The following is an 11,438-nucleotide window of genomic DNA, read 5'->3' on the forward strand; positions in this document are numbered from 1 at the left end:
GCGGGGGCTTCCTCTCCGGACGGTCACTGCACGGGAGCGGGTTCGGGCTCCGGCTCGGCTCCGACGGCGCGGCGCGGCCCGCGGCGTCGCCACCGGTCGGTGACCGCGGGGACGAGGCCCTTCGGCACGAACAGCACGACGAGGACGAGCAGCAGACCGTAGACGGCGTAGGACAGCACGGCCGGGGCGGACGCGGGCATCCCCTCCCGCGTGCCGACGTCGTTCAGCACCTGCAGCAGCAGGGTGACGGCGGTGGCCCCGGCGAGCGCGCCCCAGATCGTCCCGGCGCCGCCGACGACGGCCATCACGACGTACTCGAACGAGAGCAGGACGGGGAACGAGCCGGGCGCGACGTACCCGATGTAGTACGCGTAGATGCCGCCGGCGAGGCCCGCGAACGCCGCCGACAGGGCGAACACCGCCTGCTTGTAGGCGGCGACCGGCACCCCGGCGGACGCGGCGGCGACCTCGCTGGTGGCGAGCGCGCGCAGGCCCCGGCCGGGCCGGGAGCGGACGATGTTGCGGACGACCAGCACGGTGAGGCCGAGCGCGCCGAGCGCGAGGTAGGCGTAGGCGGCGTCGTCGGCGAACTCGTACCCGGCGACCGTGAGGCGCGGGACGCCCTGCAGCCCGATGTCGCCGCCCGCCCATTCCTGCCGCCCGACGACGCTGAGCAGGATCAGCTGCACGGCGAGGGTGGCGAACGCGAGCTGGTGGCCGCGCAGCCGCAGCAGCGGGACGCCGACGAGCGCGGCGGCCGTCCCGGCGACGGCGGGCGCGAGCAGCAGCCCCGCCCAGGTGGGGACGCCGTTGGTGGCGGTGAGCGCGGCCGTGTAGGCGCGATCAGGGTGAACGCGGCCTGCCCGAGCGACACCTGACCGGCGAAGCCCATCAGCATGGACAGGCCGGTGACGACGATCGCCGAGATCAGCAGCAGCACGTACACCGACACCTGCGGGCCGGGCAGGACGACCGGCAGGACGAGCGCGACGGCGGCGACGGCGATCGCGGCGGCCGTCCCGGGGGACGCGAGGGACGCGAGGGATCTGCGGGCGGACGCGCTCATCGGGCGGCCTCCTCCTGGAGCGCGGTCCGCCGCGACGCGCGCACCGTCATGATCGTCAGCATCAGCACCAGCGCCACGACGGTCTGGTAGGAAGCGGCGCCGTACCCGGCCACCATCGACTCGGCGACGCCGAGGGTCAATGCCCCGGCGAGCGCGACGCCCGGCCGGTCCAGGCCGCCGAGGATCGCGGCGGCGAACCCGTTGGTGATGAGCAGGACGTCGCTGTTGTAGGAGATGGGCTGCAGCGGCGTGAGCAGGACGCCGCCGAGCCCGCCGAGCATCCCGCCGAGCGCGAACGCGAGCAGCCCCATCCGGACGACGTCGATGCCGACGGCCCGCGCCGCGTACGGGTTCGACGCGCACGCGGTGAGCGCCTTGCCGGTGTAGGTGCGGCCGAAGAACAGCCCGAGCAGCGCGAACACGAGGGCCGCGACGCCGATGACGAGGAACGACTGTTTCTGCACGTGCGCGCCGAACACGGTCACGGCGCCGCCGAGACCCGGGTGGGAGCGGGGGTTGTCGCCCCAGATCATGATCTCGGCCGCGTACGCCAGGAAGCCGAGGCCGAGGGTGACGATCAGCGCCGACTGCGGGGACGTGCCGCGCTTGCCCGTCGCGGCGAACCCGACGGCCAGGCCGACCGCGCCCGCGACGAGCACCGCGGCGCCTCGGCGGCGACGTGCGGCAGCCCGGACGACAGCAGCGACCCGGCGGTCATCCCGCCGACGACGGCGAACATGCCCTGCGCGAAGTTCACGACGCGCGTCACCCGGTGGATCGCCACGAGACCGCTCGCCAGCAGCGCGAACCCGCACCCGACGGCGATCCCGGAGATGAGGTACTGCAGGAACGCGCTCACGCGTCGCCCTCCCCCGCCGGGGACGCCGCGCCGCCGAGGTAGGCGTCGGCGACCGCGCTGCCCGCCGCGAGTTCCGCGGCGGTGCCCTCGGCGCGGATCCGCCCGGCTTCGAGCACGTAGCCGCGGGCGCACAGGTCGAGGGCGAGCCGGGCGTTCTGCTCGATCAGCAGGATCGCGAGGCCGCGCTCGTCGTTCAGCGCGCGCAGGTGCTCGGCGAGGTCGGCGATGACGAGCGGGGCGAGGCCCAGCGACAGCTCGTCCACGACGAGCACGTCGGGGTCGGCCATCAGCGCGCGCCCGAACGCCACCATCTGCTGCTCCCCGCCGGACAGCGACCCGGCGCGGCGGCCGCGCAGCTCGGCCAGCCGCGGCAGCACCTCGTACACGCGGGCGGTGTCGGGGGCGCGCGCTCGGCGCGCCGCCAGGCGCCCAGGGCCAGGTTGTCCTCGACGGTCAGGTCGTCGAACATCTGCCGCCCCTCGGGGACGAGCGCCGCCCGGCCCCGCACGCGGGCCCGTCCGGCGGCGGGCCGCAGCACGCCCAGGACCGCGTTGACCAGCGAGGTCTTCCCGGCGCCGTTCGGGCCGATCAGCGCGACCGGCTCGCCGGCCCCGACGGTCAGCGCGACACGGTCCAGGGCCGTGGCCGTCCCGTACCGGACGACCAGGTCGCAAACCTCGATGACGGCGCCCGTCACGCGGCCTCCTCCCCCAGGTAGGCGGCCACGACGGCGGGGTCGTCGCGGATCTCGGCGGGGGTGCCCTCGGCGATGAGGCGGCCGAGGTCCAGGACGCCGACGCGGTCGGCGAGCCGGGCGACGAACGCGACGTCGTGCTCGACGAGCATCATCGTCAGTCCCTCCGCGCGCAGGCCTTCGACGAGCTGGGCGAGCGCCTCCCGCTCGGCGGCGCGCAGGCCCGACGCCGGTTCGTCCAGCAGCAGGAGCCGGGGACGGGCGCAGAGCGCGCGCGCCACCTGCAGGGAGCGCTGCTGGCCGAGCGGGAGGACGTCGGCGGAGCGGTGCGCCCAGTCGCGCAGCCCGACCCGGCCGAGCGCGTCGAGAGCGCCGGCCCGGATCGCGGCCTCCTCGCGGCGGTGCGCGGGCAGCCGCAGCGTCGCCGCCAGCATCCCGTGCCGGGTGCGCGCGTGCGCGCCGACCATGACGTTCTCCAGTGCGGTCATGCCGTGGAAGAGGCGCGCGCCCTGGAACACGATGGCGATGCCGAGCCGGGCCCGCGCGTGCGGCGGGAGCCGGTCGATGCGGCGCGTCCCGTCCGCGCCCGCCGGGGCGTAGGCGATCGTCCCGTGGTCGGGGACGAGGTGGCCGCTGATCAGGTTGAACAGGGTGGACTTCCCGGCACCGTTGGGGCCGATGACGGCGCGGGTCTCGCCCTCGGCGACCGTCATCGACACGTCGCGGACGGCGTACACGCCGCCGAACGCCCGCCCGGCGCCGTCGATCGTGAGCAGCGCGCTCATCCGAGCGCCTTCGCCGTCTCGGCCAGCTGCGTCTTCGACCATTCGGTCGGCACCAGTGCGCCGTCCTTCACCTGGTTCATGGAGATGTCGGACGGTTTGAGCCCGGAGTGGTCGGTCGGCGAGTAGTTGTACTGGCCGTTCGGCGTGACGAGGCTGAGGCTTTCGAGCGCGTCGCGGATCTTCTCGCGGTCGGTGCCGCCCTGCTCGATGGCGGCGGCCAGCAGCCGCACGGCGGCGTAGCCGTCCATCGCGAACTGCGGCGGCGCGTACCCGTGCTTCTGCTCGAACGGGGCCGACATCTCCTGGATCGACTGCTTGAGCTTCCCGTCCGGGAGGTGCTCGCCGACGACGCCGATGGCGCTCTGCACGTACACGCCCTCGGCGGCCTCGCCGACGGGGTCGAGCCACAGCTTGCTGGCCTGCGAGCCGGTCATGAACAGCGGCATGTCCAGCCCGGACGACGGGAACTGCTTGGCCAGCGTGACTCCGGGCGGCCCGCTCGCCCACGCGACGAGCGCCTGCGCGCCGGAGTCGCGGACGTGCGTGAACAGCGGGCTGAAGCTGCCGGCGTTGGTCTCGAAGGGTTCTTCCTTGACGATCTGGACGCCGTGCTCGGCCGCGTGCGCCTTCATCCCCTCGAATCCGGCCATCGCGTACGCGCTCTTGGTGTCGTAGGCGACGGCGACCTTCGCGATGCCGTTGGCCTTGAAGTAGCCGAGCATCGCCTGCGCGTAGGTGGACGACAGCGCCGGGATCACGAACGTGTACTCGCGGATCGGGTCGACCTGCTCGTCGGCGGGGGCGAGCGAGATGTAGGGGATCTTCTCGCGCTCGGCGAGCGGCTGGACGGCGAGCGCGACGTTGGCGTAGGTCGAGCCGATGATCGCGGTGACGTCCTGCGAGCGCAGCTTGTTGAAGTGCAGCACGCCCTGGTCGGGCGACGTCTTGTCGTCGAGGGTGATGAGCTCGATCGTCTTGCCGTCGATGCCGCCGGCGTCGTTGAGCTGCTCGACGGCCAGCTCGACCGTCTTCTTCGCCTCGCCGCCGAGCGAGGCGTAGTTGCCGGTCAGGGACTCGATGAAACCGATCTTGAGGGCGGAGCCGTCGCCGCCGCCACCACCGCCGCATGCGGTGGCGGCGGCGAGCACGGCCGCGGCGAGGAGGGGGACGATCTTGCGCACTTGAGCCTCCCGAGGTGGGGGATCGCTGCGGCGGAGGTGCCCGGGGGGGGTGGGACTGGCCATGAAGTTAGGCGTATATTTCACAGCGGTCAAGGATTTGCCCAACATGAGTGATCCGGCGGCCCGCGACGTTCTGGACCGCCGTTACGCTGACGCCATGAGGGGAGCCGAACGGGTGAGCAGAGCGTGAAGGGCCCGGACATCCGGCACAACGAACGAGACGAAGGACGGGGCACGGCCGGGACGGGCCCCGAACCGGACACCGGGCCGTCGGTCCGGCTCCGGCCCCAGTCGCTGATGCTGACCTACCTCGGCAACTACGTGCTCGGGCGCGACATCGCGGTCTTCTCGGGCAGCTTCATCGAAACGTTCGCGCGGCTCGGCGTCGGCGAGCACGCCGTCCGCTCCACCCTGACCCGGATGGTCCGCCGCGGCCTGCTGGCGCGGCACCGCGACGGCCGCCGCATGCACTTCGGGCTGACCGCGCGCTCGGCGGGGATCCTGCACGACGGCGAGGAGCGCGTCTGGCGGCGCGGCGTGCTCGGCACCGACTGGGACGGCACCTGGACCGTCCTCGCGTTCTCGATGCCCGAGTCGTGGCAGCGCGTCCGCCACGACCTGCGCGCCCGGCTGACGTGGGCGGGGTTCGGCTCGCTCGGCAACGGCACGTGGATCGCTCCATCGCGCCGGGACGTCCGCTCGATCGCCGCCGAGCTGGGCCTGGCCGGTCACCTCAAGGTGTTCTCCGGCCCGGCCGAGGAACCCACCGACGTTCCGGCGATGCTGCGCGAGGCGTTCGACCTGGACGCCGTCGCGGGCGGCTACCGCGCCTTCCTCGGCCGCTGGGACCGCCCGGACCCCCTGCCCGGCGCGCCCGACGACCTGGCCCGCTACCTGTGGATGACCACCGAGTGGCTGCAGCTCGTCCGCGACGACCCGCGGCTGCCCGTCGAGCATCTGCCGGACGGCTGGCCGGCCGTCCGCGGCCAGCAGGTCCTCCTCGAACTCCGCGACCGCTACGAGCGCGGCGCCCGGCGGCTGGCCGACGCGGCCATCGAGTCGATCCCGGTCCCGCCGCCCGCCGCCCCCGACACCGCGGAGGCCGGTTAGCGGCGGCGGCCGACACCGGCCAGGGTGAACGTCCGCTCCGGCGCGGGGTGGGCCGGGGCGCCCGGGTCGGGCCGCCACTGCGGCGTGTAGGTCAGGCCCGGCTCGACCAGCTCGAAGCAGCCGACGATGTCGAGGATGCGGGCGCGCGGCCGTCCCCAGAAGTGACCGTCGGTCGGTTTGAACACCTGCCCGACGTCGCCGCCGGACTCGGGTTCGGGGTCCTGCGTGATGTGCGTGAACACGAGGTGCCCGCCGGGCGGGAGGACGTCGTGGACGCCGCCGACGATCTCGGCGGCCTCGGCGTCGTCGACGACGAAGTGCAGGACGCGGTCCAGGATGCAGGCGACCGGACGGTCGAGGTCGATCAGGGCGCGCACGGCCGGGTCGTCGAACACGTCGGCGGGGCGCCGCGGATCGCACCGGGCGACGGCCGTCCGCCCGCGCCGGCACCGCCCCGCAGCAGGGCGTGCGCGTGCGCGAGGACGACCGGGTCGCCGTCGGCGAACACGACCGGCCGGCGTCCGGCGCGACCTCGGCGGCGACCTCGTGGACGTTGCCGCGCGCGGGCAGCTTGGTGCCGATGTCGATGAACTGGCGGACGCCCCGGGCGGCGAGGAAGCGCACGGCGCGGCCGATGAACGCGTGGTTCTCCCGCGCGGCCGTCCGCGCCTCGGGGATCACCGCGAGCAGCTGCTCGGCGACCTCGCGGTCGGCGGCGTAGTTGTCCTTGCCGTCGAGGAGGTAATCGTAGATGCGCGCCGTGTTGGGGGTCGTCAGGTCGACACCCGCCGGAGGCCGCCTCTCGTCGCTCATGCATCGTCTCCGCTCGTCCCGGAGAACGATGGTCTCACGGAACGCAGCGTGCCCGTGCCGGTTCGCCCCGTGGCGGCCGCCCCCGGACACGGCCGGGCCGCCCGCCCGTCCCGTGGTCTCTCGATGGGGTCGCGGCCCGCGCGTTGCTCACTCCAGCAGGTCGACGAGGGCCGGGTCGGGGCCGCCGTGCGGGTCGGCGGCGTGCGCGGCGCGCAGCGCGGCGACGAGCGCGGCGGCGGCGGACGCGACGAGCGTCGCGCGCGGCAGGTCGCGGTGCCTGAGATGGTCGATGACGATCTCGTCCAGGTACCCGACCCAGCCGCGCATCGCGGTCCGCAGCGCCGGACGCACGGGTTCGGCGACGCCGAAGGCGTCCAGCAGCCGCCGGGCGCCCTGCCAGCGCAGGTCCTCGACGATGCCGCGCACCTCGGCGTCGGACCCGTTGCCGCCGCGCACGACCGCCAGGAATCCGGCCGCGTTGTCCTCCATGAAGGCGATGTGCCGGTCGAGCGCGTCGCGGAGCCGCGCGGCGGGCGGGCCGCCGTCGGCGGCCGGGGTCTCGTGGACGGCCCGGAGCCGGTCGGCGGCGGCGCGGATCGTCGCCAGGTAGAGGCCGCGCTTGTTGCCGAAGTGGTGCGCGATGAGCCCGTACGCCACTCCGGCGCGCCGCGCGATCTCGCCGGTGGTGACCTCGTCGTACGCGCGCTCGGTGAACAGCCCGGCGGCGGCGTCGATGAGCAGCGCGCGGCGGTCGGGACCGGCCATCGGCGGCTCCTTCCCGTGTTGACGTGGCGTGGGGACGCCCCTAGGGTCGCAATTGACTGATAATCAGTCAACTCGGGAGGCGACATGGAGCTGAGGGACACGCCGATCCTGCTGACGGGCGCGTCGGGCGGCATCGGACGCGCCCTGGCGTTCGCGCTGGCCGGGCGGGGCGCCCGGCTGGCCCTCGCGGCGCGCGGGCGGGACGCGCTGGAATCGGCGGCGGAGGAGATCGCCGCCCGCGGCGGGACGCGGCCGGCGGTGTTCGGCGTCGACCTGTCGCGGCCGGGCGCCGCCGCCGAACTCGGACGGGACGCGGTGGCCGCGCTCGGGTCCGTCCGGGTCCTGGTCAACAACGCCGGGGCCGGGCTCGTGGGAACGCAGGCGGAGTTGGGCGACGGCGCGGCGGTGCGCGCGCTGTTCGAGACGAACTTCTGGTCGCCGGTGGCGCTGGCCCGCGCGGTCCTGCCCGGCATGCGCGGGGACGGCCCGCACGGCTCGGGCCTGATCGTGAACGTCACGTCCACGCTGCAGTCCGTCCCGGTTCCGGCGCTCGGCCACTACGGGGCGGCGAAGGCGGCGCTGGGGCACGCCACGCGAACGCTGCGCGGCGAACTGCGGGGCACCGGCGTCCGCGTGCTGGAGTTCGTCCCGGGCGCGACCGACACCGCCGCCCGCGACATCGACCTGCTGCCCTGGCGGGACGGGCCGGTGCGGAAGCCGCCGCCGGTGAGCCCCGAGTCGGCGCGCGACGCGATCGTCCGGGCGATCGAGGGCGGCGCGCGGCGGCGCGCCCATCCCGCGACGTCGCTGCTGCCGCTGGAACTCCCCGCGGCCGGACGCTGATCGCGTGCTCGTCGCGCGGCGCGTCGACGTCTGACCGTGGTCAGGGCAGGAGCGGGGCGGGGTCGGCGAGGAGCCGCTCGATGACCGGCCGGCGGCGCCGAGGACGGCGGCGCGTCGGCGAGCGCGGACACCTCGACGGGCGGGACGGCGCGGCGCAGCGAGCCCGGCCCGGCGGCGAGGGCGGCGCGCAGCTCGGCGCCTCGCGTGCTCGTCGGCGGCGGCCAGCAGCCGCAGCCCGGCCGCTCAGCGCGAGGTCGGGATCGGCGGTGCCGCCGAGCGCGCCGAGCAGCGCCTCCAGCAGCGGGCCGTCGAGCCGGACGCCGTCGTCGGCCTCGGCGTCGCGGACGAGCCGCTGCGCGCGTCCCGCGTCGGAGAAACCGAGCCGCGCGAGGCGTCCGGCGAGGGATGGGCGGCGGTTCGAGGTCCTCGGCTCGGTCACGGATCAACCGTAATGCGCCGCGCGCCGGGTGTGCGTCAAAGGACGGACAGCAACCGCCTGCGCTCGAACTCGGTGACCTCGCGGCGGTACTCCTCCCATTCCTGCCGCTTGTTGCGGAGGAAGAAGTCGAAGACGTGCTCGCCGAGGACGTCGGCCATCAGCTCGCTGCGTTCCATTGCGTGGACGGCCTCGTCGAGGTTCTGCGGCAGCGGTTCGATGCCGAGGGCGCGACGTTCGGCGGGGGTGAGCGCCCACACGTCGTCCTCGGCGCCCGCGGGGAGTTCGTAGCCTTCCTCGATGCCCTTGAGCCCGGCGCCGAGGATCGCCGCGAACGCCAGGTAGGGGTTGGCGGCGGTGTCCAGCGACCGGAGCTCGATCCGGGTGGAGTGCCCCTTGTTCGGCTTGTACATGGGCACGCGGACGAGCGCGGACCGGTTGTTGTGGCCCCAGCAGATGTAGGAGGGCGCCTCTCCCCCGGCGCCCGCCGCGGACCCGACGTTGCCCCAGAGCCGCTTGTAGGAGTTGACCCACTGGTTGCAGACGGCGGTGATCTCGGCGGAGTGCCGCAGCACGCCCGCTATGAACGCGCGCCCGACCTTGGACAGCTTGAACTCGGCGCCCGGCTCGTAGAAGGCGTTGCGATCGCCCTCGAACAGCGACATGTGGGTGTGCATGCCGGAGCCGGGGTGCTCGGTGTAGGGCTTCGGCATGAAGGATGCGTGCACGCCCTGTTCGAGCGCGACCTCCTTCATGACCAGCCGGAACGTCATGATGTTGTCGGCGGTGGTGAGCGCGTCGGCGTAGCGGAGGTCGATCTCCTGCTGGCCGGGGGCGCCCTCGTGGTGGCTGTACTCCACGGAGATGCCCATGGCTTCCAGCATCATGATCGCGTTGCGCCGGAAGTCGTGCGCGGCGCTGTGCGGGGTGTGGTCGAAGTAGCCGCCGGAGTCGGCGGGCTCGGGCTCGCTGCCGTCCTCCGGCTTGGTGTTGAGCAGGAAGAACTCGATCTCGGGGTGGGTGTAGAAGGTGAACCCGAGGTCGGCGGCGCGGGCGAGCGAGCGTTTGAGGACGTACCGGGGATCGGCGAAGCTCGGCGTGCCGTCCGGCATGAGGATGTCGCAGAACATCCGGCCGACGCCGGGCGACTCCGAGCGCCACGGCAGGACCTGGAAGGTGGACGGGTCGGGCTTGGCGATCATGTCGGCCTCGTAGACGCGGGCGAAGCCCTCGATCGCCGAGCCGTCGAAACCGATGCCCTCGCCGAAGGCGCCCTCCAGTTCGGCGGGCGCGACGGCCACCGACTTCAGGAACCCGAGCACGTCGGTGAACCACAGCCGGATGAACCGGATGTCGCGCTCCTCCAGCGTGCGGAGCACGAACTCCTGCTGACGGTCCAAAGCCTTCTCCCTCGGTGCCTTGCTCCACCGGCCCGCCTTGCCGACGGGACCGGTCACTGTGCAGTATGCCCGGCCGCTGTTACCACGACGTTACGCGTTCGGCGCGGATTCCGTGTCCGGCCGGTGGCGTGTTCGCTCTCGGCCGCGCGCCCGAAGATATCGGACCTATGCCCTATATCGCCCGGCGATCCATGCCCCGAACAGCCGTTTCCCGAATCTTGACGTGCCGATCGGGCCTCGGCCGGGAAGTGATCATTAACGTGAACCGCGTCGTGGACATCTCTCTTCTTCTCTCGGCGGCAGACCGGACGGGCGCCCTCGCAGCGCCCGCGGCCATGCACCCGGAATCGTGGCAACTGTGCGCGCAGGTGGAGACCTGGGCGCGCGGACGGGGCCTGGTGCTCGGCGATCCGGACACCTCGCCGCTCGGCCGGGCCCGCTGCGAACGGCTCGCCGCCCGCGTCTTCCCGTCCGCCGACCTCGCCGCCGTGGACCTGTTCGCCCGCTGGCTGACCTGGACGCTCGCGCTGGACGACATGCTCGATCACGAACCGCTCGCCGACAGCGGCAGCGCCGTGCACGCGCTGTACGACGACCTGCTGCGCGCGACCCGCCGGGGGCACGCCCGGCCGGGCGCAGGCCGCTGGAGGCGACCCTGGTGGAGCTGTGGCGGGCCACCGAGAAGGGCATGAGCCGCGACTGGCGGCGCCGCTTCATGCTCCATCTGGAGTCGCACCGGGACGCCTGCGCGCAGGAGGCGGTGAACCGCCGCATCGGGCACGTGCCCGACCCGAGCACGTACGCGCCGCTGCGCCGCCGCGCGTGCGGCCCGTTCCTGTACGACCTGATCGAGCCGGTCCTCGGCGTCGAGCTGCCCGCCCGGCTGCTGCGGACGCCGCGCTGGAAGGCGCTCGCGCACGCCGTCGCCGACGCCGTCCGCGAGGTCCAACGACCTCGCCTCGCACGATCTCGACGCCGAGCGCGGCGACGTCCGCTACCTGCCCGCGGTGCTGGCGGCGGCGGAGGGGACGACGCCCGCGCAGTCCGGCCCGGCGGTGGCCGAGCGCGTCGTCGAGCGGATCGAGGACGCCCGCGAGGCCGCGCGGCGGCTGCCGGACATGCTCGACCGGCTGGAGCTGACCGTCGCGCAGCGCGCGGCGGCGGCCCAGGTCGTCCGGATCCTGCTGGACACGCCGCGCGCTCCGACGACTGGCTGGCCGAGTCCGGACGGTACGAGGCGGGCGCGCCCGTCCCGGCGCCGCGGCTGGACGCGCTGGCCTCGCTGCGCTGACGGTCAGCGGGACGCGCCGCCGGGGGCGGCGGCGAGGGCGTCGCCCGCGGCCGTCCGGGAGTACAGCACGCGGCGGCCGAGCCGGTGGCCGGTGACGAGCCCGCAGGCGCAGGCGCACGCCGAGGTGCTGGCTGACCGCCGCGGGCGTGTCGCCGAAGCCGTCCGCCAGCTCCGTCGTGGACGCCGGGGACGCCA

16 protein-coding genes and 2 pseudogenes are annotated in these 11,438 nt (G+C 74.2%); 4 read left to right on the top strand and 14 right to left on the bottom strand.

Annotated features, from left to right (window positions below):
- Positions 1–23 precede the first annotated feature (23 nt).
- The 8 genes from BJF79_RS52505 to BJF79_RS48460 are packed head-to-tail and all read right to left on the bottom strand — an operon-like array spanning position 24 to position 4,585.
- The gene (locus BJF79_RS52505; protein ID WP_316043586.1) at positions 24–788 is read right to left on the bottom strand and encodes a branched-chain amino acid ABC transporter permease; all 765 of its coding nucleotides are present in this window, start codon (positions 786–788) and stop codon (positions 24–26) included.
- On the bottom strand, positions 680–1,066 hold the full coding sequence (locus BJF79_RS64945) for a hypothetical protein (RefSeq protein ID WP_075907325.1): 387 nt from the start codon (positions 1,064–1,066) through the stop codon (positions 680–682). Before BJF79_RS64945 ends, BJF79_RS52505 begins: the two co-directional genes overlap by 109 nt.
- Positions 1,063–1,725 (bottom strand): branched-chain amino acid ABC transporter permease, encoded by a 663-nt coding sequence (locus tag BJF79_RS48445; RefSeq protein ID WP_262403669.1) that lies wholly within the window; start codon positions 1,723–1,725, stop codon positions 1,063–1,065. Before BJF79_RS48445 ends, BJF79_RS64945 begins: the two co-directional genes overlap by 4 nt.
- Positions 1,644–1,925: a hypothetical protein gene (locus tag BJF79_RS64950; RefSeq protein ID WP_262403670.1), complete on the bottom strand. Its 282-nt coding sequence runs from the start codon at positions 1,923–1,925 to the stop codon at positions 1,644–1,646. The genes BJF79_RS48445 and BJF79_RS64950 overlap by 82 nt, the downstream gene beginning before the upstream one ends.
- The gene (locus BJF79_RS64955) at positions 1,922–2,311 is read right to left on the bottom strand and encodes an ATP-binding cassette domain-containing protein (protein WP_316043584.1); all 390 of its coding nucleotides are present in this window, start codon (positions 2,309–2,311) and stop codon (positions 1,922–1,924) included. Before BJF79_RS64955 ends, BJF79_RS64950 begins: the two co-directional genes overlap by 4 nt.
- Positions 2,212–2,622: an ATP-binding cassette domain-containing protein gene (locus BJF79_RS64960; protein WP_262403672.1), complete on the bottom strand. Its 411-nt coding sequence runs from the start codon at positions 2,620–2,622 to the stop codon at positions 2,212–2,214. The genes BJF79_RS64955 and BJF79_RS64960 overlap by 100 nt, the downstream gene beginning before the upstream one ends.
- Entirely contained in the window at positions 2,619–3,404 is a 786-nt protein-coding gene (locus tag BJF79_RS48455; protein ID WP_075907326.1) for an ABC transporter ATP-binding protein, read from the bottom strand. Before BJF79_RS48455 ends, BJF79_RS64960 begins: the two co-directional genes overlap by 4 nt.
- On the bottom strand, positions 3,401–4,585 hold the full coding sequence (locus BJF79_RS48460) for an ABC transporter substrate-binding protein (RefSeq protein ID WP_075907327.1): 1,185 nt from the start codon (positions 4,583–4,585) through the stop codon (positions 3,401–3,403). The genes BJF79_RS48455 and BJF79_RS48460 overlap by 4 nt, the downstream gene beginning before the upstream one ends.
- A gap of 186 nt (positions 4,586–4,771) precedes the next feature.
- Between BJF79_RS48460 and BJF79_RS48465 the strand changes: the two genes are divergently transcribed.
- Positions 4,772–5,695, top strand: a complete 924-nt coding sequence (locus BJF79_RS48465) for a PaaX family transcriptional regulator C-terminal domain-containing protein (RefSeq protein ID WP_262403673.1) — start codon at positions 4,772–4,774, stop codon at positions 5,693–5,695.
- On the opposite strand, the gene BJF79_RS64965 is transcribed toward BJF79_RS48465, so the two are convergent.
- The 3 genes and pseudogenes from BJF79_RS64965 to BJF79_RS48475 form a co-directional block, all read right to left on the bottom strand.
- Positions 5,692–6,090 carry an SAM-dependent methyltransferase gene (locus BJF79_RS64965; protein WP_083734815.1) on the bottom strand — a complete coding sequence of 133 codons (399 nt, stop codon included), beginning with the start codon at positions 6,088–6,090 and terminating at the stop codon, positions 5,692–5,694. The genes BJF79_RS48465 and BJF79_RS64965 overlap by 4 nt on opposite strands.
- Positions 6,091–6,271: 181 nt before the next feature.
- Positions 6,272–6,508 (bottom strand): annotated as a pseudogene (locus BJF79_RS68175) (SAM-dependent methyltransferase); the annotation flags it as partial.
- Between the two features lie 147 nt (positions 6,509–6,655).
- Complete coding sequence (locus BJF79_RS48475; RefSeq protein ID WP_075907328.1) at positions 6,656–7,273, bottom strand: TetR/AcrR family transcriptional regulator; 618 nt, start codon at positions 7,271–7,273, stop codon at positions 6,656–6,658.
- Positions 7,274–7,357: 84 nt separating this feature from the next.
- On the opposite strand from BJF79_RS48475, the gene BJF79_RS48480 reads away from it, so the two are divergent.
- Positions 7,358–8,116, top strand: coding sequence for an SDR family NAD(P)-dependent oxidoreductase (locus BJF79_RS48480; protein ID WP_075907329.1), 759 nt, complete (start codon positions 7,358–7,360; stop codon positions 8,114–8,116).
- Between the two features lie 40 nt (positions 8,117–8,156).
- On the opposite strand, the gene BJF79_RS48485 is transcribed toward BJF79_RS48480, so the two are convergent.
- Both BJF79_RS48485 and glnA read right to left on the bottom strand, forming a co-directional pair.
- Positions 8,157–8,555 (bottom strand): hypothetical protein, encoded by a 399-nt coding sequence (locus tag BJF79_RS48485; protein ID WP_075907330.1) that lies wholly within the window; start codon positions 8,553–8,555, stop codon positions 8,157–8,159.
- A 35-nt stretch (positions 8,556–8,590) separates the two neighbouring features.
- On the bottom strand, positions 8,591–9,952 hold the full coding sequence (gene glnA / locus BJF79_RS48490; RefSeq protein ID WP_075907331.1) for a type I glutamate--ammonia ligase: 1,362 nt from the start codon (positions 9,950–9,952) through the stop codon (positions 8,591–8,593).
- 260 nt (positions 9,953–10,212) lie between these two features.
- On the opposite strand from glnA, the gene BJF79_RS48495 reads away from it, so the two are divergent.
- Positions 10,213–10,644: a hypothetical protein gene (locus tag BJF79_RS48495; protein ID WP_143221006.1), complete on the top strand. Its 432-nt coding sequence runs from the start codon at positions 10,213–10,215 to the stop codon at positions 10,642–10,644.
- Entirely contained in the window at positions 10,596–11,243 is a 648-nt protein-coding gene (locus BJF79_RS54925) for a terpene synthase family protein (protein WP_410050237.1), read from the top strand. The genes BJF79_RS48495 and BJF79_RS54925 overlap by 49 nt, the downstream gene beginning before the upstream one ends.
- A gap of 3 nt (positions 11,244–11,246) precedes the next feature.
- Here the strand turns inward: BJF79_RS54925 and BJF79_RS52520 are convergent.
- Positions 11,247–11,438: pseudogene (locus BJF79_RS52520) on the bottom strand (hypothetical protein); the annotation flags it as partial.

It is taken from the genome of Actinomadura sp. CNU-125, from assembly GCF_001942465.1.
GTDB lineage: Bacteria > Actinomycetota > Actinomycetes > Streptosporangiales > Streptosporangiaceae > Spirillospora.

What these genes read in the sequence shown, in the direction of transcription:
- BJF79_RS64945 (WP_075907325.1), bottom strand. Translation starts at nt 1,066, where the DNA reads ATGAGCGCGTCCGCCCGCAGATCCCTCGCGTCCCTCGCGTCCCCCGGG.
- BJF79_RS48455 (WP_075907326.1), bottom strand. Translation starts at nt 3,404, where the DNA reads ATGAGCGCGCTGCTCACGATCGACGGCGCCGGGCGGGCGTTCGGCGGC.
- BJF79_RS48475 (WP_075907328.1), bottom strand. Translation starts at nt 7,273, where the DNA reads ATGGCCGGTCCCGACCGCCGCGCGCTGCTCATCGACGCCGCCGCCGGG.
- BJF79_RS48480 (WP_075907329.1), top strand. Translation starts at nt 7,358, where the DNA reads ATGGAGCTGAGGGACACGCCGATCCTGCTGACGGGCGCGTCGGGCGGC.